Consider the following 23,195-nt stretch of genomic DNA (forward strand, 5'->3'; position numbering starts at 1 on the left):
AAACAAGCTGCATATATTGAAAAGTAAAGAGAAAAACTTTACACTATTGGTAGAACCTATTTTAGGAGGGAAAAAATGAGAACATCTAATCCAATGTTGAAAAAAGAGGCATTCCGTAAAGAGGGAGCAAGCGCTTCTGCGATGACGATTGGCGGAACAGTAGGCAAAACGTTCATTATGCTTATCTTGCTACTTGCAACGTCTGTCTATTCATACATACAGATGATGCAGGGGACGATGAAGATGCCAGTATTAATTGGTGCTTTAATCGTTGCGGCAATCATCGCATTTGCGTCTATGTTCTTCCCGCGCATTTCACCTTTTGGTGCACCAATCTATGCAGCGGTAGAAGGGGTTGTGTTAGGAAGTATTTCAGCAGTTTATACAATGAAATTTGGCGATTCTATCGTTTTAAATGCTGTATTACTAACAATCTCAATTCTATTTGCAATGTTAGTGTTATATGCAACACGCGTAGTAAAAGTAACGGATAAATTCCGTACAGGCGTGATGGCAGCAACACTTGGAATTATGGTTATGTATTTAGTCGTATTCCTACTAAATATGTTTGGCGTAACTGTTCCATACATTCACCAAGGTGGTACAATCGGTATTATTATTAGTGCAGTTGTTATTGTAGTTGCTGCATTAAACTTATTACTAGATTTCGATTTAATTGAAAATGGTGTACGTAGTCAAGCTCCGAAATATATGGAGTGGTACACTGCGATGGGACTAATGCTTACATTAGTATGGTTATACTTAGAAATTCTTCGTTTCGTTTCTTACTTTACGAAAAATGACTAATAAAAAATCCTGCATGAGAAATGCAGGATTTTTTTATTTTTAAAGATAAATTGATTTTATGGTATAATATGGATATTGGTAACTTGAGTTAAGGGGGGATGGAATATGATGAAAGAGAAGAAAGGGATTATGAAAAAGCTATTTTCTAAAAGTTTTTTCATAGAACTAGATGATGCTTTAACGTATCCATCATCAAAAGTCATTACTTCAGCAATAGAGAGATATGCGGCTGAATGCAATGAAAGACTAAAATTTGAGAGTAAAGTTAAATCGATTACTTTCTACTTAGAAAATGTAATGTACCGTGCTGAAATAAAGATGGCTCGCGGAGGATATTACATATCTTGTACTGAAGTGTAATAAATTTTGAAACTATACATGTTTGAACTATGTATGGTTTCTTTTTTTGTTTTGTAAGGTCCAAAATAATACTTTCTACTTACGGATATATCATTTTGTGCTTTTTACCATTCAAACATTTCTCCTTACAATGAAGAAAAACATGTGAGGTGGTATAACTTATGATGAATCGAGTTGTATTAATCGGTAGATTGACAAAGGAGCCAGAATTATACTACACAAAACAAGGCGTCGCTTATGCACGAATATGTGTTGCGGTGAATAGAGGATTTCGAAATAGTTTAGGTGAACAACAAGTCGATTTTATTAATTGTGTCGTTTGGCGCAAATCGGCTGAGAATGTAACTGAATATTGTAAGAAGGGATCACTCATTGGGATTACAGGGCGTATTCAGACTAGTAATTACGATGATGAACAAGGCAAGAGAATATATAGAACTGAAGTTGTGATTGAGAGTATTACCTTTTTGGAGAGAAGGCGGGAGGGGGCATCGTAATAAAAGGTGATTTTAAGTAATAGCTTCGGAAAAAATTGTGGAAAGTATTTTAATAAACTTAAAGAGGGGATACCGCCAGCTTTTTTGAAAAAACAAGTAAAGAGTATACAAAATTTTATAACGTTTTTTGGCTAATCCAGTAACAAACGAGAACCATAAAACCCATCACAGGATAGGAATGTATAAAAAGATGAATCGAGTGATAGAAAATAAAAAAGGGATTCCTTCTGAGAGTAAGGAATCCTCCTTTTTGTTGCAACCGATAATGAGACGTTATGTTAATTAGAAATGTATACGATATTCATAAAATCCGAACTGTTCAATTTGTTAAAAAAAACTATAGTTGAAATTCTTTCTTTATAATTTCAGCTACTTCTGTAGCATTTAAATTCGTATTATTGATCCTTATATAATTTTTCTCTGTAATTTCTCCTTCTCTTGAATTTAATCTAAAATTTTCAAATGTGCTTAATAAATTTTGTTCAGATTGTTCAATCTTTCTTTTCGTTGGCTTATGTTCAAGTCGATGAGGTGTTTTATTTCGTTGAAGTCTTTCTTCTACATCAGCTTCTAATTCAACAAAATAAATATCAACCCCTTGGGAACGAAAAATATTACATATACTTTCAACATCATCCCAATCTTTCTTTTCATTAAACGCCCATACGTATGTAAAAATCATTCCATAATGTTCACTCTTTGAAAATGATTGAAATATTTCCTTTCGGAAAAGATGGGTTAATCGCCACATTTCCGAAGAGAATCCATACAATGGCTCCAATAAATCAATTGTCATATGGTTATGAAATAATTTTAAATCAGTCATCTTTGCTAGTTCTTGTCCAACTGTCATTTTCCCAACTGCTTGTGGCCCAAATATCAAAACAAACTTTTTCATCGAATTCCCTCCAAAAAATAATAAGACATTAATTATAAAATAAGAGATTCTGTAAATGTATCACAATCAAAATATTTTGTAGAATCTATATACTTTTCTGCCTTTTGTATTTATAAAAATAGTTGTCTTCCAATAACGAAAATTATGTAAATAAGCTATCCATATGGATAGCTTATTATATTTTTTTGTTTAGCGTGTTTTTTTCAAAAATAATGGCGATGCCTCAAGAAATGGATAAAAAATAAAAATCATCGGAAACGAAAGCTTTTAAAATCCCGTTCCTAATTTAAAATGTAAAAAGAATGAAATAGTATGGTAGCGGGAAGAAAGTAGTAAAATTAAGCATCCGAGTAGGAGTATAGAGTGATAACATGTTACAATACAGCTAAGAACATGCAATAAAGGAGAGTTTTTTACGTGAAGATTAAAGCAATTGAACCGACGCCAAGTCCAAATACAATGAAAGTTATTTTGAATGAAGTATTACCATCAGGAGCGCGTAATAATTATACAAATGAAAATAAAGAACAAGCACCAATGCAAGTGCAAGAAATTTTGAAAATTGAAGGCATTAAAGGTGTATATCATGTAGCCGACTTTTTAGCAGTGGAGCGAAATGCGAAGTATGACTGGAAAGTTTTATTACAACAAGTTCGTGCTGTTTTCGGCGAAGAAGTATTGGAAGAAAGTGAAGAACAACAACTTGCTCATTTTGGAGAAGTGAAAGTGTTTGTTCAAATGTTCTTTACAATTCCAATGCAAGTAAAGTTAACAGATGGAACGACGGAAGAACGTGTTGGTTTACCAGATCGTTTTAAAGAATCAATTATGAAAGTGCAAATGTCTGCACCAAACGTTGTAAAAGAGCGTAAATGGGTAGAACAAAGTACACGTTACGGTAATTTTGAAGAAATTGGGAAAGAAGTAGTGGAAGAGATTGTTGCTGCTTATTCAGAAGAACGTGTAAATGAAACGGTTAAAGAATTATTAAATCAAGCAGGTGCTGTTGAAGTAACGATTCAAAAGCGTGAGCCATATAAAGTAACAGAAGAGATGATGAAAGATTCTGACTGGAAAAACCGTTTTGCAGCATTAGAACAAATGGATCCTACTGAAGAAGATATTCCAGTGTTGAAGATGGCGTTAGATGATGAAAAAGTTTCAATACGCCGCTTAGCAACAGCGTATTTAGGTATGGTAAAAGGTGATGAAGTATTACCGTTATTATATAAAGCGTTGTTAGATCGCTCTGTAAGTGTTCGCCGTACTGCAGGAGATTGTTTATCAGATGTAGGTGATCCGACAGCGATGTTCGTTATGATTAAATCTCTGAAAGATCCAAGTAAATTAGTACGCTGGCGTGCAGCGATGTTCTTATTTGAACTTGGAGATGAAAGTGCGATTCCAGCATTAAAAGCAGCGCAAGATGATCCAGAGTTTGAAGTAGCGATGCAAGCACGTCTAGCATTAGAGCGTATTGAAGGCGGAGAAGAAGCAAAAGGTTCTGTATGGAAACAAATGACGGAGTCACGTAAAGGGGAATAATGTATGATTGTTTTCTATGATAGTTGGTGTCCGATGTGTACGGCCGTTGCAGAACGTACGAAAAAATTAGATAAAAAGGGTAAGATGAAATTTGTTTCATTTCGAAATGAAGATGTAGTTGAGAAGTATGAGCTTTCTCAAGAACTACAAAGTAAGATGGAACAAAGACTGTATATTTTTAAAAATAATAAGTGGTATGACGGTATTCAGAGCATAGATGTATTAGCAAAGGCCGTTCCATCTTATTGGTTTGCAGTTCCTTTTATAAAGCTATCTATCGTACTTGGTTTTGGAAGTAAAGTATACGATTATATCGCTAATAATAGAAAACTTGTTCCAGTGGGACATTGCCGCGGTGGGGTTTGTGAAATCCCTACAAAAAAATGAAATCATCGTTATCTTTCTTTTGCACCTATTAATAGAGCGTGATATGATGAATTTGGAATGAAAGTTGAAGGAGAGATTACAAGATGTCAAATGCTTATGAAGAATACATGCGCCAAATGGTAATCCCAATGCGCCAAGAGTTAGTGCGTTCTGGGTTTGAAGAGTTAACTACAGAAGAAGCTGTAACAGAATTTATGGAAAATACATCAGGTACAACTTTAGTAGTTGTAAACTCTGTTTGTGGTTGTGCAGCTGGTTTAGCACGTCCATCAGCAGGTCAAGCGGTTGTTCGTGCTGAAAAACAACCTGATCATCTTGTAACTGTATTCGCAGGTCAAGATAAAGATGCTACTGCAAAAATGCGTGAATACTTCGGAGAAATTCCTCCCTCTTCACCATCTATGGCATTATTAAAAGGAAAAGAAGTTGTTCACTTCATTCACCGTCATGAAATTGAAGGTGCAACTATGGACGAAATTATTACGAACTTAGAACAAGCTTTCGAAAAGAATTGCTAAAGAAGGGGGAGAGTAAATCTCCCTCTTTTCTTTATATAGAGGTGAAACAATGATCGTAACAACAGCAGGAAGAACGAATAAAGAAATGACAGATTATGCAAAGCAGGTAGCCGCAGAATTAAATCGTTCATTCGTTAAACGTAATGACATACCAGTACATAAGCTACATGAGCAGTATGAACAAGATGTGCTTGTCGTAGGGAAGAACCGATTAGCTATTTATCCAAAAGGTACGGAAGAATCGTTTTTCTTTCATCCGAACTCAGCGATGTTTCGTGTGAAAAGGTTAATGCGTGGAGAACACGATCCGTTTGTACAAGCCACGCAATTAGAGAGAGGAATGACAGTGTTAGATTGTACGCTCGGGATGGCATCAGATAGTATTGTAGCTAGTTATGTTGTTGGTGAAAGCGGAAAAGTAACAGGACTTGAAGGCAATGAGTATATGGCTTATATTATGGAAAATGGTTTGAAAACATGGTCTTCATCCGTTTCTGAAATTGATGAAGCAATGCAAAGAATTCAAGTAAAGAAAACGGAGCATTTTTCATTTTTAGCGCAATGTGAAGACAATAGTTACGATGTCGTTTACCTTGATCCGATGTTTGAAGAAACTGTCATAGAATCCGACGGAATTAAAGGATTAAAACACTTCGCTTTGTATCATGATATTACTGACGAAACAATTGCGGAGGCAAAACGAGTGGCGAGAAAACGTGTCGTTTTAAAAGATCATTTTCGTAGTTCTAGATTTGAAAAACACAATTTTTATGTATACAAAAGAAAAAGTGCTAAGTTTCACTTTGGTGTAATTGACCCTTGCTAATTGTTTGAAAAGATGTATAATAAGCAATAATTAATTAAATATACTGTCTGTGATGAAGAGAGTAGTCTTTTTTAGAAGGAAAGCGAGCTAGGGATGGTGTGAGCCTAGTACGGAAGAAAAAGATGAAGCGCACTTCGGAGATGCTTCTTGAACGAATAGTAGAGAAAGCCGAGGCCCCCTGTCCTCGTTATAAACGGGAAAGTGGTTCGTAACGAACAACAAGGGTGGTACCACGGGTTAAAACTCGTCTCTTTTTTAGAGACGAGTTTTTTGTGTTTTAAAAAATAAGGAGGTTGTATCATGGATTATAACATGCAGTTTGTGGAAAGTTTATCTAATATTTTCACGAATGAATTAACGCAAAAACAAATTTTAGATTTAATTGAAACACCGAAACAAGATGAATTTGGAGATGCAGCGTTCCCATGCTTTTCATTAGCGAAGCAATATAAAAAAGCACCAGCTCTTATCGCAAAGGAAGTTGCTGAGAAATTCAATGATCCGTTTTTTACGAAAGTAGAAGCCGTTGGTCCTTATGTAAATGTATTTTTCAATCGTGAAACTGTAAGTGATGCAGTATTAAAAACAGTTTTAGCGGAGAAAGAAGAGTTCGGTCAAAACCACTTTGGCTGTGAAAAAACAGTAGTAATTGATTATTCCTCTCCTAATATCGCGAAACCTTTTTCGATGGGGCATTTACGTTCTACAATGATAGGAAATTCGCTGAAACATATCGCTGAAAAATGTGGCTATGAAGTTGTAGGGATTAATTATATAGGAGATTGGGGAACACAGTTTGGAAAGTTAATTACGGCTTATAAAAAATGGGGAAATGAAGCAGTAGTTAAAGAAGATCCAATACGTGAGCTATTTAAGTTATATGTCCAATTCCATGAAGAGGTAAAAGACGACGAAGAACTAGAAGAAGAAGGACGTGCTTGGTTTAAGAAATTAGAAGAAGGTGATGAAGAAGCGGTAGAGCTTTGGAATTGGTTCCGTCATGAGTCCCTTAAAGAATTTTCTCGCATTTATGAACTTCTCGGCGTAGAATTTACTAATTTTCAGGGAGAAGCATTTTATAATAATTTAATGGAAGATTTTATTGGGATTTTAGAAGAACATGAGTTGCTTGAAGAATCAGAAGGTGCATTAGTCGTTAATTTAGAAGAAGAAGGAATGCCGCCTTGTTTAATTAGAAAATCAGATGGTGCGACGATTTATGCAACGCGTGATTTAACGGCAGCTTTATATCGTCAAAACACTTATGGGTTTGATAAAGCGCTATATGTTGTTGGTCCAGAACAAAGCTTACATTTCAATCAATTTTTCACCGTATTAAAAAAACTTGGCTATACTTGGGTTGATGGTATGGAACACGTACCGTTTGGCTTCATTTTAAAAGATGGTAAGAAAATGTCGACACGTAAAGGAAGAGTTATTTTACTTGAAGAAGTACTCGAAGAAGCAATCGAACTTGCAAAACAAAATATTGAAGAGAAAAATCCAAACTTAAAACAGAAAGAAGAAGTAGCAAAGCAAGTCGGTGTTGGTGCAGTCATCTTCCACGATTTAAAAAATGAGCGTATGCATAATATCGAATTCTCATTAGAAAATATGCTGAAATTTGAAGGAGAAACAGGACCTTACGTACAGTACACACATGCACGTGCTTGCTCTATTTTAAGAAAAGAAAGTGTAGAATTTGAAACATGTACGTTTGCTTTAAAAGATGATTATAGCTGGAGTGTCGTAAAATTACTTAATAAATTCCCTCAAGTAATTGAAGCAGCTTTCAATAAAAATGAGCCTTCTATTATTTCGAAATATATATTAGATGTAGCACAATCATTCAATAAATATTACGGTAATGTTCGTATATTAGAAGAGAGCGAAGAAAAAGACAGCAGACTCGCATTGGTTTATGCTGTGACGGTTGTATTAAAAGAAGGATTACGTTTACTTGGGGTGGAGGCACCTGAGGAGATGTAACATAGTAGTAAACTGACAAACTGGGTCTAGTATAAACCTGGTTTGTTTTTTTATTGAATATATATTTTTTTTGCAAAATCAATTAAAATCTTTTTAGAGAGGGTGATTCATATTGATTCGAACTTTTATTTTACAAATTCCTTGTCATAGAAGATTAGATAGGAGTTTTTTTAAACTACAAAAGTACATACCTTTATGTGCGCGTTGTACAGGCATGCTTATTGGTATTTTAATGTTTCCAATTTATTTTTATATGACACCTTCATTTCTTTTGGCAATCATACTATCATTTTTTGCTCAAATTCCGTTACTTATCGATGGGTTCACCCAAAAGTGGAAATGGAGAAGTAGCTCAAATTTGCTAAGAATAACTACTGGTGTATTAAGCGGTAATGGTATGGGATTATTCATTTCCTCTAGTGTTATATGGATATTATCTTAAGATATATAGTAATGGAGGTATTTACATAGATGTTCTGGATTTACTTAATTCTAATTTTTATTTCAGGTGGAAGTGGAATTGGTTTTATGATTCAAAATAAGTATACAGAAGCAATAATAGCTTTTGTTATTTGTATACTATTGTTTGGGCTACTGTATTATTATCTTAAGAGAAACAAAAGAAAGAGAAAAGCAGATTGTGACGATTTAGACTGTACGGATTGTTTTGATTGTGATTGTACTTGTTAAATTTTTATTCCAAATAAAAAGCTAGTGTATTATTAAAAATACACTAGTTTTTTTGCTTTGAAATTTTAAGAAAAGTGTAGGAATACGGCTATTATATAGAGAACTTTAGTTTTGTATATAAAAGGAGGCGGGAAAATAATCTGTTTTGAACCACATTGGATTTCTAATATGGCTTCTTATTTACTAGATGGGGAGAAACAATCGGAATTTATTCAGCTAGGTGTTTTGCAGAAATTATTTGAAAGTGATACGCAAAGAAATGGTAAAGATGGCAATATAGGCATGAAAATACCGATATATTTAAGTGAATTAGGTGTGAAAAATATTGAATGTAGAGTAAGCGATAAAGTGAACTTTTTAGATTCAAATATGCATCACAATGATAAAAACGATTTGTATCAATCATTAAAAGAAGAGGGGATTGCAGGTGATCCGGGTGATAAGCAACAATTTGTAGAACGTTTAATAGCCAGAGGATTAACATATGATAATGCGCTAGCTCAATATGAAGCTGAACTACGATTTTTTAAAATATTTCATGTGTATTCTTCTTTTGTATACGCTCCCAATATGAAAATTACATTTGGTGACATAGTTTGTTAAAAGGTATGATGTATAAGGCTTGTCGTTTAATGTCGATAAGTCGATATTCGACATATAATCGCTGATATATTTGAATTATCGCCGATATAATTTTATGTACTAATTTCAGCTTCTACAAGATTAAAACCGCATGTTACGTTATTCCATATAATTAAACAAAATACGGAGAAAAACAATCATTTTTACTATATTTTGTTATAAATTTGAATAATATTAATTAATAACATCTATTATAAGAGATTTTAGTTGAATACATACTATATGGTGTGTAAAATCTAAGCAAGTAGCAGTTTAAATATAAATTCGAGGTGAATGCATGCTAGATTTTAAGCAGTTAGAAACTTGTTTAAAAGACAAGAGATTTGTAGATGGATTACAGGAAATAAATAATGAAATTGCATATATAAAAGAAACGAATACTTTATCCTATGTGAAGAATTGGCTTGCCAATATTCCTTCGCATAAGGAGTTCGATATATTAATTCGCCTTACTGATGAAGGGCTTATGCACCAATACAGTTCATTCCTCATTCGTTACGCTTATAAAAAATTCCCAAATATGAGAACGCTCTCTTTATATTGTGATGAGTTAATTGATGAGCGGAAAATTCTTGAAGCAGAGCAGTTGTTAAAATCTTCTTTAGAAGAGTTAAGTAAAGAAGAAATAGATGCAGATTTTTTAGCGAAAACATATTTTACGTTAGTACGATGTCTTTTAGAAATGAAACGAAACGAAGAAGCGTTAATGTATATGCAAAAAGCAGAGGAGTACAGTGCGCGCGCAGTGTTTGATAAATGGGGCTACGTTTATATGCATACAGGTGAATGGGAGAAAGCGGAAAAACAATTTATTGCTGGCATGCAGCATGAAGATTGTGAAGAGTTATCTACCTATTTATTATCACAATTGTATGCGAATAAAGGAGAACAAAAACGCGCGATACAGTTAATCGATGATGCGATTGTAAAATTCCCACAAGTACCATATTTTCATTTTGAGAAGATAAAGTATTTATTAGATTTAGAGCAATATGAAGAGATGTTAGCGGTAATAGATAATATAAATACTCAGCTGCCATATCATGCCTATAATACTTACTTTGTACATTTACGTGCAGAAGCGCTGTACAAAATGAATAAATTTGCAGATTTACAAAAACTATTAAAAGAAGAAAAGAGTTTAAAAGAATCTTTATATCATAATTTAGAAAAAAATCCGGATGGAAAAAAGGTTCACTTGCCGATAGTTCCTATTGTACAAAAGGATAATTATTGTGTTCCGACAAGCTTAGAGATGATGTTGCGTATATGGGGAGAGAAACGTACACAAGATGAAATAGCAGAGTTTATTTTTGATATGACAGGTTCGAAGTTTTCAGATACTGTTTCTTATTTAGAAGAATTAGGTTATGAATATCGTTATTTTAAAGGGAATGAAGAGAATTATAAGAGACTGATTGACGAAGGAATTCCTGTTTTATTAAGTATAGATATTGAGCATGCTTCACACGTACAAGTTCTATCTGGATATGATGATACATTGCAAGCTTTCTATGTTCAAGATCCAAACTTTATAGAACCAGTTCTTGTGGAATATAGTAAATTACAAGAAAAATATCGTTATACAGGCTGTTTAGCAATCACGTTTGTTCCGAAAGAAAAGAAGGAGCAACTAGCGTTTCTAAGTGAAGAAGAAGATCGTTATTTTAAATCTATTTTTTCTCTTACGGATCATTTAGATGAACATGACAAAGAGGGAATTAGTAACTTAGTACAATTTTTAAAAGAAACGAGTGATAATCCAAATACGTGGTTATATACGATAAAGCACTTAGATGTTGAAGTAGATAAAGAATTTATTTTATATTGTATCGATAAGTTAATGGAAAAGTTTCCGAACTCGGACTTTGTTAAATTGCATGGTGCACAGTGTTTTATTCGTCTTCAGGAAGTAGAGAAAGCGGAGCAAATGCTGACAAGCGTTGAGAAGAAAAATAATCGTGCTTTATATCATTTAATAAACGGAAGATATGCGTTTGAACAGGAAAGTTATCTAGAAGCGATTTCAAGCTTTCGTTCATCGTTACAATTAGACGCAGATCAGCCTATTGCTTGGAGTTTTCTCGCTTTATCCTATATGTATATTGATCAATCTGAAAAAGCATTGCAATACTCTCAAGTTGCGTTAGAGCGTAGTCCTGAAAGGTTCACTTTAACAAATCACGGTTTAATATTAATAGATTTAGAAAGATATGAAGAAGCATATGAAATCTTTAATGACTTGTTAAAAGAGTATAAATATGAAGCGCATGTATGGTATGAACGAGCGAGATGTGCACATCAACTAGGGAAATTATATTTAGCAATAAAAGGGCTTAAAGTAGCGATTCATTTGGATAGTAATGCACCTTACATTTATACGAAACTTTCGGAAATATACGAATCTGATTTGAAGGATGAGGAAAGTGCGAAAGAAATTTTATTAAACGGTATTGAGAATTGTGATGATAAAGCACCTCTTTACGTAAAATTAGGTGACTATCATTTTCAAAATGATAGCTTGGAAGAAGCAGAAGTATTGTATAAGCGTGCTTTAGAAGAAAATGATGAGGATGTTTATTCTCACTTCGGACTTACACAAGTTTATATGGCAAGAGAACAATATAAGGAAGCAAAAGAATATATTCTTGGTCTTGAGAAGCAAATTGAAAAGAGCCAAGATTTCCTCATGAATGCAGGAATGGTTTTATGGGATGCTGAAATTGAACTTGGTGGAAATGAAGAAGGATTTAAAGTAGCGCTATCTAAGTTAGAAAATGGTATAAAGAAAAGTGATTATAATGTAGCAAGTGCGTTAGATGAATATGTGAATCGAATTAAAGGAACGGAATTTGTACAACGAGGTATAGCATTTTTAAGAACGTTACACAAAGAAAGAAATGAAGTAAGTGAGTACGGTTGTTATGCAGGTATTTTGTATGAATCTATTGGACAGTACGGCCAAGCGATGAAAAGATATAATAAGGCGATAGAACAAATGGAAACGGCATTACCGTATTACCGAATTGGCGAAACACTTATGGCATTAGGGCAATTGACGGAAGCAAAGCAGGCGTATGAAACATGTTTAGAGCTTGATGGGAATTTCGTAGGTGTACATTTACAGCTTGCGGAAATATACGAAAAAGAAGAAAACCGTTCTAAAGAACAAAGTCATATGGTTCAGGCGATGAAAGAAGAGCCGTTGCATATTAATATGGAATATTTGGCACAGCTTTCAGTAGAAATGAACCTTCAGGAAGAATTGCTGATTGAACTAGAACAATTAGCGGACGAAGTACCTGAAATATGGCGTTTAGATGCGATTGCATATGTGTACGGAGCGATGAATGAAACAGATAAAGAACAAGCACAGATTGAATACGCGCTACAATTAGATGGTGAGCATATAGAAGTACTATATCATTATGCAAAAGTATTAGTGAAAAAAAGAAATGTAAAAGCAATTGAAGTTGCAATGAAAGTAATACAAAAAGATTTTGATAATGAACGTATATTTGATGTTTATGTAAAAGCAGTAGAGCAACATAAAAAATTGTCTAACATACGAGATTTTCTTCATACATTAAAGGTGAAAAAAGCAGAAAGAAGTGCAGCATTCATGTATGCTGCAGCTGCGGTTACGGAAATATGGATTGAACGCCAGCTGCATGAACAGCCGAAACGATCTATCATTACGAGAGCTTTTTATCGTATGAAAAATCGTGCGAAAGAAATTTCAATGGTTACTATGATAATTGATTTATATGAAATCTCTTTAAAGTTAAATCCGAAAAATAGTATGGCAGCACAGCGATTTGCGCTATTTTATGAGAATGTAGAGATGAATAAAGAAGCAATAGAGATTCTGCACACGTCACTAGAAAATAAATGGGATTATGACGTAGCGAAGCAACTTGTAAATCTTTTCGTTGAGTGCGAGGAAGAAGATATGTTAAGAGATGCTTTGGAATTAACGAAACAAATGGTTCGAGAACTACCAGATGATTATGATACTCTTCTTCTGCAAGCACAAGTATTCTTTAAAGCAGGGGAAGAAAGAAAAGCAGAAAAGATTATCTTACAATTAACAGAGCAAACACCGTTTGTAAGTAGAGCATTTCTTGCTTTAGGAGAAATATATCAAAGTCAAGAAAGGTTTGAAGAGGCAATTCAAGTATTAGAAAATGCTTCTATACATCATCCAAATGAAACAGTAATTCTTCTTTCTTTAGCGTCTTCATATCATGGTGCCGGCCAAACACTAAAGGCAGAAAAAATAACAAATGAAGTATTAACAATGGATGCAAGTGATTTGTTAGCAAGATATGATCGTGCTTGTTATTTAGCACAGTTAAATAGAAATGAAGAGGCGAAGGAAGAGCTTGAAATTGTCCTTCGTGAGGATGACTCGGGATTCTTTGTTGAACTTATTGAGGATGATGAAAATTTAGCAGCATTGCGAGAATTTGAAAAGTAATTGTATAAGAATAGGGGAAAAAGATAAGGATATATTTTGAATTAGTTGACAATTAGTTGCTAAATGGCATAAAATAACTTTTAACAAAGTATACAAATCTGAAGACGAGAAAGAGTAAAATAGTGAGCTGTTCTCCAGAGAGCCGGTATATTGCTGAAAGCCGGTGTGCAGACGTTATTTGAAAATCATCTCCGAGGAGCTGAGGCTGAAAGTAAGTAAGCCCGGACGGATGTCTACCGTTACAAAGAACACGTATGATAGTACGTTGCTAAGTGCTATTAGTGAAAAAGCTAATAGAATTAGGGTGGTATCGCGGGTAAACCCGTCCCTACTTTATAGGGACGGGTTTTTTGTGTGCTTTAAAATATTCAAAGGAGTGATTGTATATGGAAAAAGTAGATGTAAAAGAATCAGCTGTAGGAAGAGAAATGCGAATTCGCAAACAGTGGAACGAACAAAATATTTTCGAACAATCAATTCAGAATCGAGAAGGCGCACAGTCTTTCGTATTTTATGAAGGACCACCAACGGCGAACGGACTACCGCATGTAGGTCATGCACTTGGACGAACAATTAAAGACTTAGTAGCAAGATATAAAACGATGGCTGGTTATAAAGTGTTAAGAAAAGCGGGATGGGATACACATGGTTTACCTGTAGAATTAGGCGTTGAGAAGCAACTTGGTATTTCTGGTAAACATGAGATCGAAGAATATGGCATTGAACCATTTATTCAAAAGTGTAAAGAGAGTGTTTTCACATATGAGAAGCAGTGGCGTGAATTCACTGAAAGTATTGGTTATTGGGTAGATATGGATGATCCATATGTAACTTTAAAGAATCCATATATCGAAAGTGTATGGCATATTTTGGGGACAATCCATGAAAAAGGATTGTTATATAAAGGACATAGAGTTTCACCATACTGCCCAAGCTGCCAAACCTCATTGAGCTCACATGAGGTTGCACAAGGGTATAAAACAGTAAAAGATTTAAGTGCAACTGTGAAGTTTAAAGTGAAAGATAGTGAAAATGAGTATTTCTTAGGTTGGACCACAACACCTTGGACACTTCCAGCAAACGTTGCGCTTGCTGTCCATCCAAATATGGAATACGTTAAAGCAAAACAAGAAAGTCATGTATACATTGTTGCGAAAGAACGTGTACAAGAAGTATTAAAAGAGAACTATGAAGTATTATCTGTTCATAAAGGCGAAGAATTATTAAACACATCTTATACAGCGCCATTTCCGATGAAAGAAGTTACAAATGGTTACCGCGTTATTGCAGCAGATTTTGTAACGGGAGATAGTGGTACAGGACTTGTTCATATTGCTCCAGCATATGGAGAGGACGATTATAGAGTCGTTCAAAGTGAAGGATTGTCATTCTTGCACGTTGTAGATGAAAAAGGTGAGTATACAGAAGCGGTACCATTTTTGAAAGGGAGATTTGTAAAAGATTGTGACGTGGATATCGTTCGTTATTTAGCGAAGGAAGGTTTACTGTATCATAAAGAAAAATATGAACATAGCTATCCGCATTGCTGGCGTTGTGATTCACCACTACTTTATTATGCAGGAGAAAGTTGGTTAATCCGAACAACTGCAATTAAAGATACATTTTTACAAAATAATGATTCTGTTACTTGGTATCCGGATCATATGAAACATGGACGTTTTGGTAAGTTTTTAGAAAATATGGTGGACTGGAATATTAGCCGAAATAGATATTGGGGAACACCATTAAACGTGTGGGAATGTGAAAGTTGTAATCATCAGTTCGCACCGAAGAGCATTGCCGAATTAAGAAAGCATAGTACGAAAGAAACACCGGAAGATTTGGAATTGCATAAGCCGTATGTAGATGAAGTGCAAGTGTGCTGCGAGAAATGCGGAGGAACAATGAATCGTACACCAGAAGTAATTGATGTTTGGTTTGATAGTGGTTCTATGCCATTTGCACAATATCATTACCCATTTGAAAATAAAGAGTTATTTGAAGAGCAGTTTCCAGCGGATGTTATTGCAGAAGGAATTGATCAAACACGCGGCTGGTTTTATAGTTTATTAGCAGTATCAGCACTATATACAGGAAAAGTACCGTATAAACGAGTGTTATCACTAGGGCATGTTTTAGATGAAGAAGGGCAGAAAATGTCTAAAAGCAAAGGAAATGCACTAGACCCAGTTGATTTAGTAGATAAATTTGGTGCAGATGCGCTAAGATGGGCTTTACTTGTTGATAGTGCCCCGTGGAATGCGAAGCGTTTTTCTGAAAGAACAGTACTGGAAGCGAAATCTAAATTTGTAGATACATTAGTCAATGTGTATAGCTTCTACGTTTTATATGCAAATTTAGATGAGTATAATCCGAAAGAAACGTATGATGTAAAGCTTACGAAATTAGACGAATGGGTATTATCAAGATTGCATAGTACAACGAAAAAAGTGAGAACGGCACTTGATGATTATCAATTTACGAATGCAGCTCGTGAAATTGCAGCACTTGTAGATGAAGTGAGTAACTGGTATGTAAGACGCTCACGTAATCGTTTCTGGGAATCTGGTATGAACGCTGAGAAAGCAGCTGCGTATGAGACACTTCATGAAGTACTTGTAACAATTAGTAAATTAATTGCACCATTTACACCATTTGTCGCGGAAGACATTCATCTGAATTTAGAAGGAAGCAGCGTTCATTTAGCCGATTATCCAGTTGTAAATGAATCACTACTTCAGCCGAAATTAGAAGCGGAAATGGATGCTGTTTTACAAGTTGTTGAACTTGGAAGAAGTAACCGTAATCAGCATTCTTTAAAAGTAAAACAGCCGCTAGCAGAACTTGTATTACTTGAGCATAACGAGAATGATATGGATTGGGAATCTTATCGTGATATCGTTATGGATGAGTTAAATGTAAAAGCGTTCCATGTTGAACTCGATGAAACAAAATACACATCATATCAATTGAAGCTTAATTTTAAAACAGCGGGGCCGAAGTTCGGTAAAAATGTGAATGCAGTGAATGGTTGGCTAAAACAATTATCACAAGAAGAAGTGCAAAACTTTGTATCAACAGGAAGAGCAGTTTACGAAGCAACACCAGGAGAAGAAGTAGTTGTAACTGCTGAAGATGTGTTAGTTGAGAAAGTTGCAAAATCAGGATTCTCTAATACGACTAACGGACAATATACAGTTATGTTAGATACGAATGTAACGGAAGAATTGTTGCAAGAAGGAGTAGCGCGTGAATTCATTCGTGCGGTTCAAGAATATCGTAAACAGTTGAATTTACCAGTTAATTTACGAGTCGATGTTATTCTTGATACAGAAGTAGAGCTACAGCGAACGTTAACGAACCATAAAGATTTATTGGAAGAAAACTTACTCGTTAAACAATTTACATTTGGTCACTTAACGAACGAAGACGATGAACTTTCTTTGGGTGAAACAAAACTTAGAATTAAATTAAGTGCAGCTAATTAAAGAAAAAAGGAAGTTGGAATGATTCCAACTTCCTTTTTGTATGATGGAAATTTATCCGGCTAATTTCCTCATAATCCATTCGATAGGACCTCTAGAAAATTTCTTTCTCCATAACACACTAATTAAAATGCTGAAAATGAAAAATGCAGTAGCAAATAATAAAACGAATAGTAGTGATTGATTTTCCATTCTATTTAATAGAATTAATGTCCCAATACCGATAAATACATGACTGACATAATGAGTTAATGTTAATTGTCCTGTTTGCACAATGGAAGTGACAAACCAATTATTTCTATATTTTTCAGCGATATAGAGGCAAATGATTAATATAGCAATAGAGGATCCTGTAGCAGATAAAATATATAATACATTTGGTAAGATGGGTCCTGTATTAAATAAAAATGTGGCGGTCTCTCTGCCGATGTATGGAATAAAAAAGTGTGTAAGTCCTTTTGATAAAAGTTCTGTCAATATTGTGATTGTAATACCGAGTAAGAGTAATCTTTTTTTTATTTTTTTATTATGAAGATCTAACCTGCCAATTAACATACCGATTAAGAAGAACGAGAACCAAGGGAAAATAGGGTGATAGCCATTAAAGAATAAGTTGCGAAGAAAACCCTTTATTGTCCAGAAGTCTACATAATTTATAAATGGAGTTGGACCTACCCAACCCTCGAAAGTATTGAAAGTAAGCTGAAGAGATTGTGCGAACAATAAAATAATGATAGAAAGAAAAAGTAATAGTTTTTTGCGTACTGTCATGAGTAATGCAGCAACGAAAAGGTAAACACCATAGTAGTGTAATATATCCCCAGTCCACTCCATTACATATAGTAGTAATCCTAAAATAAATAAGAAAAGTGATCGTTTCCATATGGTCTTTCGGCTATTAGAAATTTTTATTTGTTCATTGCTAGCAACGGCTGACCTAGTCATTAAAGTTATACCAATGCCAGCAAGTATAACAAACAAAGCAGAGGCTCTACCTTCAAATAGTGACATGAAGGTTATTAAAAAAGGGGGACCATTTCCTTCTGCACCTGTTATCACCATGAAATTAACAAGTAGCATACCAAACATCGCCCAAGCTCTAGCAAAATCTAAGCCGATAATGCGTTTTTTTGTATTCACTTCAACCCCTTCTTTCAAAAATGTTATTTACAGCTTCAATCCAAATTTGTTTATAATCTATCTTTGCACCAATCATCATAAAATTTCCGATATTATCAAGCACTAATGCTAACATATGAGCTTTTGAAACTAGATTTTTATTTTCAATTAATTGAAGTTCATTTGCTTTTATAAGGAGTACTTCAAATCCATGTAAGTATTCTGTTTGCACAGTTAGTAATCGATCTTTGTACATCTTGTTTCTTGAAGATAGTAATACATATTCTTGTAACACTCGGTTAAAATAAGGGTCGTTTCGCTGTTCATCAATTATTTTAAGACCAATTGCAATACATTTTTCAATAAAATTTGATTTTGTAAACTCTTCTGTATGGAAATAAGAAGAGAACTGCATAGCTTTACATAATTCAGTAAAAATACATTCAATTAAAGCATCTTTAGACTTAAAGTAGTAATATATAGATGGTTTTGCGATACCAACCTCCTCACCAATCATCGTATAAGTTGTTTTAACAATACCGTACGTAGCAAAAAGGCGATAACTTGCTTCCATTATTGAAGAGAGTGTTTCTTCACTTTTACTCATATAGATCCTCCTAAAAAAAGGTTATTTAAATCGTATCACTTACAAGTGATTTTTTCAACCTACCGTTAGGTAAAAAATAGTCTATTTTTTTAAACAGTAATATGAAAAGCTTTAGGGATAAGGAATGGATTTAGAAATTTCTTTCTAAAGTATTGTGTTCACTTTACACATAAATATTGAGAAAATTTCACTTACCCTAAATGGAAAGGTAATAGAAGTGTTCATAGAGAATTACTCGTAGATTCAATTTTTATCCATCCGTTTTGCGGGGAATGATTGCCTAGTGGTAATGGGATAAGGTTGAGCTACTTTATTAGGGGGAGTGGTTCTATGTTTAATAAAAAAATGGTGGCAATGGCAATGACCGTGCCGTTAGTAATGGGGACGATTTCTACGGTTTCGGCATTGGAAAAACAACAGCAAGTAAAGTTAGAAGCTTATTCGCCACAGAAAAAAGCAACTGAATATTTAAAAGAAAATGCTGCGCAGTATGGATTGAAAACAGATCTTTCAGACTTGCAATATATTTCTACAACAGAAACATCAGTAGCTTCATATGTTAGGTTCCAACAAGTTGTTAATGGTGCACCTGTATTTTCAAAACAAATAACAGTTACGCTTAACGGAGAGGGAAAGGGAGTACTCGCTGTTTCTGATTATCAGCCTGTTACAGGTGTGAAGGAAGTAACGACAAAAATTAGTGAAAAAGATGCAATACAAAAATCAATGGCGTATGTTGGAGAAGCAAGTGAGCAAAATTTATGGGCTCCTACAGATAAAGAGTTCGGATATATTGTTGAAGAAGGAATTGCTCGTCCAGTATATAAAGTTGTAGTCCATTCTAATAATCCATTTGGTGCATGGGAAACATTTATTGATGCAGAAAATGGAAAGTTAATTAAAAAGGTTGATATAAACCGAAAAGCTGAAGGGTCAGGAAAAGTATTTTTACCTAACCCAGTCGTATCTAGCGGTAGTAAAGTAGGCTTAAAAGATAATAACGATGCAGATTCAACAGCTCTAACGAACCAACTGAAAACTGTTACGTTAAAAGGTTTAGATGGAACAGGATTTTTAATTGGAGAATATGTAACGATTTCTTCAAAAGCGAAAACAAAATCTACGAATTTACAATTTAACTATACACGCGCAAATGATAGCTTTGAAGATGTTATGTCGTACTATCATATCGACACATTGCAACGTTACATTCAAAGTCTAGGTTTTAAAAATATTAATAACCGTTCGATAAAAGTGAATGTTAATGGTACAACTGATGATAACTCATTCTATTCTCCATCAACAAAAGCTTTAACTTTCGGTACTGGCGGTGTTGATGATGCAGAAGATGCTGGTATTATCGCACATGAGTATGGGCATTCGATTCAAGATAACCAAGTTCCTGGCTTTGGTAGTTCAGCAGAAGGTGGAGCGATGGGAGAAGGATTTGGCGACTTCTTAGGTGCTACATATGAAGATGCAGTATCGACTACTGGATATGGTAAAGCATGTGTTGGAGAATGGGATGCGACAGCTTATTCTAGTTCAGATCCAACATGCTTACGCCGATTAGATACGAATAAAGTATATCCGAAAGATATAACGAATGAAGTGCATGATGATGGTGAAATTTGGGCTCAAGGCCAATACGAAATGGCACAAGCTTTTGGCCGTGATGTAGCAACAAAAATCATTTTACAATCACACTGGTCATTAACACCAAACTCTAAATTCAGTGATGGAGCGAAAGCGATTAAGCAAGCGGATGCTCTTTTATATGGCGGACAACATGCTGCTGATATCGATCGCATTTGGGCAGCGAGAGGCATTAGTACGAATTAATATAAAAAGTCGTGGCATTTATAAGCCACGACTTTTTAATTTGCTTAAGAACTGGTACTAGTAAATAAAGCTATATCAATGATAGTGTGAATATATCCGTATCCCATTTACTTTTTAGCTTCTTTAAAAACAAAATGCTCTTTAAATTTTCTAGATTCAACTTTTTGACCATTTCGCATCGATCGGAATGGGTGTTCTTGCCATGTAATAATAACATCAACTTCATCTGCTTTTGTAGCAACGGGTAAATTAGCGTGTTCAAATCCAGTTTTTCCACTTGCCAAACGACTTTCCTTTAGGGAAAAGAGTTCATATTTCGTTTTCTTATTTGGTTCGTTGCGGAATACTTCGACGTTTACATTATATACTTCACTATTCCCGACATTCTTTACTGAAAAATGATATGTTTGAAATTCATCTTTTTTAGTTTGAAGCATATTCTTGTTTGTTTTTTTCGGTTTATCAATATTCACTTGCCATTGATCAGAGTTTTGAGAGATTGGTAAAGATTTTGGTGAATAGGCATACGTTTCGTTTACTACAATTAAGCAAAACAAAAGGAGAAAGAAACTAATTGCTTTTTGCATATACACACCTCGCTTTAAAATTTTTATTAATATGCGTAAATGAATTAGTTTTTATGTAAAAATTGGAAAATATTAAAGGTGTAATTTTGGATGTAATACATAAGAATATGTATTACAAAATTAACTTTTCACACTTTAGAAGAAGTTAGGAGTTATAAAACCAGAATGTTTCAAAAAAAGCTTGCGTTTTATAAGATAAGGAGTTAGAATACTCTGTAAATATAAAAAGTGATGATCAGGAAAAGTACATGGTGCAAAGGTCTACAGAGAGCAGCCGGTTGCTGGGAAGGTTGCGATACCGCATGATGGAAAGACACCTGTGAGTGTTGCTTTGAACGTGATTATTAGTAAAAGCAAACGGTACCTACCGTTATCAGGGCTAAGATGGTCAGTATGACAATTTGGGTGGTACCGCGGAAAAAAATCCGTCCCTATTTATAGGGGCGGATTTTTGTATTCTTTGAAAGGGGGTGAGTGACCGTGGATGATGACGATGACAACAATAACGTAAATAAATATAAAATTACTGGAGGGAAAAATAATGGATTCAATAATGAAGCGTTCACTCACAAAAGAATGTAAAAAGCAAAGTGGAAAGGTTGTATTACTTCAAGGATGGGTAAAAAAGATTCGACATCTTGGAAATGTTAGTTTTTTATTATTACGGGACAGAACAGGAGTAATTCAATGTGTATTAGAAAATGAATTGGCTGGATATAAAGTTGATGTAGAAAGTGTCGTCCACGTAATTGGTGAAATAGTCGAGACATCGAAAACAGAATTGGGTGTTGAAGTACTTGCTCATGAAGTGAAAGTAATAAACGGTGCAGAGCCACTTCCATTTGAAATAAATAAAAAGAAGTTACAAGTTGGCTTAGATCAACTACTTAATGAGCGAGTAATATCATTAAGGCATGAGCGAACCGCAGCGATTTTTAAAGTGAAATCTACACTCGTTCAGAGCTTTAGTGAATTTCTTATAGAGAACGATTTCACACGGATCTTTACGCCGAAAATTGTTTCGCAAGGGGCAGAAGGAGGAGCAAATGTTTTTAAGCTTCCATACTTCCAAAAAGAAGCTTATTTAGCACAATCACCACAGTTCTATAAGCAAATGATGGTGGCAGGTGGGTTAGAACGAGTTTTTGAAATTGCACCTGTATATAGAGCGGAACATCATAATTCTTCCCGTCATTTGAATGAATATATATCGTTAGACGTAGAGCTTGGTTTTATTCATGATTTTTATGAAGTGATGCAACTAGAAACGGATGTTTTACGATATATGTTTCAACAAGTAGCGAAAAAATGTGAAATAGAACTACAACTATTACAAATAGAAGTACCTGTTATTACTGAAATACCTAAAATTACATTGTTAGAAGCACAAGAAATTTTGAAAAGTAAGTATCGTAAAGAATCTCCTGTAGGGGATTTAGATACAGAAGGTGAAAAGTTACTAGGGAAATATGTGAAGGAAATATATAATAGTGAATTTGTTTTTATTACGCATTATCCGAAAAAAGCGAGACCGATGTATACGATGCCGAATAAAGAGAATCCAGCTATTACTGATTCATTCGACTTATTATATAAAGGATTAGAAATAACGTCAGGGGCACAGCGAATTCATAATTATGAAATGTTACTCGCTTCGTTTAAAGAAAAAGGATTACACCCAGATAAATTTCAATCTTATTTAAATACATTTCGATATGGTTGTCCACCACATGGAGGTTTCGGAATTGGGTTAGAAAGGGTTGTATATAAACTTTTAGAATTAACAAATGTACGAGAGGCGAGTGCTTTTCCGAGAGATTGTACTCGTCTCATACCGTAAAAAGAATCTTCGCGATTATCGCGAAGATTCTTTTTTTATAGTTCGTTTAAAAAGGTGAAAATATAGACTCTTTCTT

The 23,195-nt window shown here is 34.5% G+C and carries 18 protein-coding genes, 1 pseudogene and 3 other annotated features; of the genes and pseudogenes, 15 read left to right on the plus strand and 4 right to left on the minus strand.

The annotated features are described in order from the left end of the window. The first annotated feature begins 75 nt into the window (after positions 1-75). From N2V80_RS10525 to N2V80_RS10535, 3 genes are all read left to right on the plus strand, one after another. On the plus strand, positions 76-807 hold the full coding sequence (locus N2V80_RS10525) for a Bax inhibitor-1/YccA family protein (RefSeq protein WP_001260655.1): 732 nt from the start codon (positions 76-78) through the stop codon (positions 805-807). A gap of 105 nt (positions 808-912) precedes the next feature. Then, positions 913-1,167, plus strand: a complete 255-nt coding sequence (locus tag N2V80_RS10530; RefSeq protein WP_061655193.1) for a DUF4318 domain-containing protein — start codon at positions 913-915, stop codon at positions 1,165-1,167. A gap of 161 nt (positions 1,168-1,328) precedes the next feature. Beyond that, a complete protein-coding gene (locus tag N2V80_RS10535) occupies positions 1,329-1,664 on the plus strand; it encodes a single-stranded DNA-binding protein (protein WP_061655194.1) in 336 nt (111 codons plus the stop codon). Positions 1,665-2,001: 337 nt separating this feature from the next. Here the strand turns inward: N2V80_RS10535 and N2V80_RS10540 are convergent, their stop codons facing one another. Further along, positions 2,002-2,562, minus strand: coding sequence for an AAA family ATPase (locus N2V80_RS10540; protein ID WP_000714950.1), 561 nt, complete (start codon positions 2,560-2,562; stop codon positions 2,002-2,004). A gap of 417 nt (positions 2,563-2,979) precedes the next feature. Here N2V80_RS10540 and N2V80_RS10545 point away from each other — a divergent pair, with 417 nt between their 5' ends. The 10 genes and pseudogenes from N2V80_RS10545 (at position 2,980) to ileS (ending at position 17,127) form a co-directional block, all read left to right on the plus strand. Beyond that, positions 2,980-4,107: a conserved virulence factor C family protein gene (locus tag N2V80_RS10545; RefSeq protein WP_061655195.1), complete on the plus strand. Its 1,128-nt coding sequence runs from the start codon at positions 2,980-2,982 to the stop codon at positions 4,105-4,107. Between the two features lie 3 nt (positions 4,108-4,110). Continuing rightward, positions 4,111-4,494 carry a thiol-disulfide oxidoreductase DCC family protein gene (locus N2V80_RS10550; protein WP_000634884.1) on the plus strand — a complete coding sequence of 128 codons (384 nt, stop codon included), beginning with the start codon at positions 4,111-4,113 and terminating at the stop codon, positions 4,492-4,494. Positions 4,495-4,577: 83 nt separating this feature from the next. Beyond that, entirely contained in the window at positions 4,578-5,012 is a 435-nt protein-coding gene (locus N2V80_RS10555) for a BrxA/BrxB family bacilliredoxin (protein WP_000063706.1), read from the plus strand. A 49-nt stretch (positions 5,013-5,061) separates the two neighbouring features. Further along, positions 5,062-5,838, plus strand: coding sequence for a class I SAM-dependent methyltransferase (locus tag N2V80_RS10560; protein ID WP_000637449.1), 777 nt, complete (start codon positions 5,062-5,064; stop codon positions 5,836-5,838). Between the two features lie 40 nt (positions 5,839-5,878). Next, positions 5,879-6,093, plus strand: a binding site (T-box leader). A 45-nt stretch (positions 6,094-6,138) separates the two neighbouring features. Continuing rightward, the gene (argS, locus tag N2V80_RS10565; protein ID WP_061655196.1) at positions 6,139-7,827 is read left to right on the plus strand and encodes an arginine--tRNA ligase; all 1,689 of its coding nucleotides are present in this window, start codon (positions 6,139-6,141) and stop codon (positions 7,825-7,827) included. 112 nt (positions 7,828-7,939) lie between these two features. Further along, positions 7,940-8,269 carry a DUF2085 domain-containing protein gene (locus N2V80_RS10570; RefSeq protein WP_000621475.1) on the plus strand — a complete coding sequence of 110 codons (330 nt, stop codon included), beginning with the start codon at positions 7,940-7,942 and terminating at the stop codon, positions 8,267-8,269. Between the two features lie 29 nt (positions 8,270-8,298). Next, complete coding sequence (locus N2V80_RS10575; RefSeq protein ID WP_000498601.1) at positions 8,299-8,517, plus strand: hypothetical protein; 219 nt, start codon at positions 8,299-8,301, stop codon at positions 8,515-8,517. A 117-nt stretch (positions 8,518-8,634) separates the two neighbouring features. After that, positions 8,635-9,120 (plus strand): annotated as a pseudogene (locus tag N2V80_RS10580) (class I SAM-dependent methyltransferase); the annotation flags it as partial. 316 nt (positions 9,121-9,436) lie between these two features. Then, entirely contained in the window at positions 9,437-13,639 is a 4,203-nt protein-coding gene (locus N2V80_RS10585; protein ID WP_061655197.1) for a bacteriocin-processing peptidase family protein, read from the plus strand. A gap of 92 nt (positions 13,640-13,731) precedes the next feature. Continuing rightward, positions 13,732-13,972: a binding site (T-box leader), on the plus strand. Between the two features lie 53 nt (positions 13,973-14,025). After that, positions 14,026-17,127, plus strand: a complete 3,102-nt coding sequence (gene ileS, locus N2V80_RS10590) for an isoleucine--tRNA ligase (RefSeq protein ID WP_000416540.1) — start codon at positions 14,026-14,028, stop codon at positions 17,125-17,127. Between the two features lie 51 nt (positions 17,128-17,178). Here the strand turns inward: ileS and N2V80_RS10595 are convergent, their stop codons facing one another. Further along, positions 17,179-18,264, minus strand: a complete 1,086-nt coding sequence (locus N2V80_RS10595; RefSeq protein WP_001093123.1) for a DUF418 domain-containing protein — start codon at positions 18,262-18,264, stop codon at positions 17,179-17,181. A 1-nt stretch (position 18,265) separates the two neighbouring features. Beyond that, on the minus strand, positions 18,266-18,850 hold the full coding sequence (locus tag N2V80_RS10600) for a TetR/AcrR family transcriptional regulator (RefSeq protein ID WP_000045223.1): 585 nt from the start codon (positions 18,848-18,850) through the stop codon (positions 18,266-18,268). A gap of 330 nt (positions 18,851-19,180) precedes the next feature. Here N2V80_RS10600 and N2V80_RS10605 point away from each other — a divergent pair, with 330 nt between their 5' ends. Further along, positions 19,181-20,692 (plus strand): M36 family metallopeptidase, encoded by a 1,512-nt coding sequence (locus N2V80_RS10605; protein WP_000482274.1) that lies wholly within the window; start codon positions 19,181-19,183, stop codon positions 20,690-20,692. Positions 20,693-20,799: 107 nt separating this feature from the next. Here N2V80_RS10605 and N2V80_RS10610 read toward each other — a convergent pair whose 3' ends face one another. Beyond that, complete coding sequence (locus N2V80_RS10610) at positions 20,800-21,279, minus strand: hypothetical protein (protein ID WP_001167918.1); 480 nt, start codon at positions 21,277-21,279, stop codon at positions 20,800-20,802. 222 nt (positions 21,280-21,501) lie between these two features. Beyond that, positions 21,502-21,715, plus strand: a binding site (T-box leader). A 105-nt stretch (positions 21,716-21,820) separates the two neighbouring features. Between N2V80_RS10610 and aspS the strand changes: the two genes are divergently transcribed. Then, the gene (gene aspS / locus N2V80_RS10615; RefSeq protein ID WP_047386050.1) at positions 21,821-23,119 is read left to right on the plus strand and encodes an aspartate--tRNA(Asn) ligase; all 1,299 of its coding nucleotides are present in this window, start codon (positions 21,821-21,823) and stop codon (positions 23,117-23,119) included. Positions 23,120-23,195: the final 76 nt, after the last annotated feature.

This window comes from Bacillus sp. FSL W8-0640 (assembly GCF_038007725.1).
Taxonomy (GTDB): Bacteria; Bacillota; Bacilli; order Bacillales; family Bacillaceae_G; genus Bacillus_A; species Bacillus_A cereus.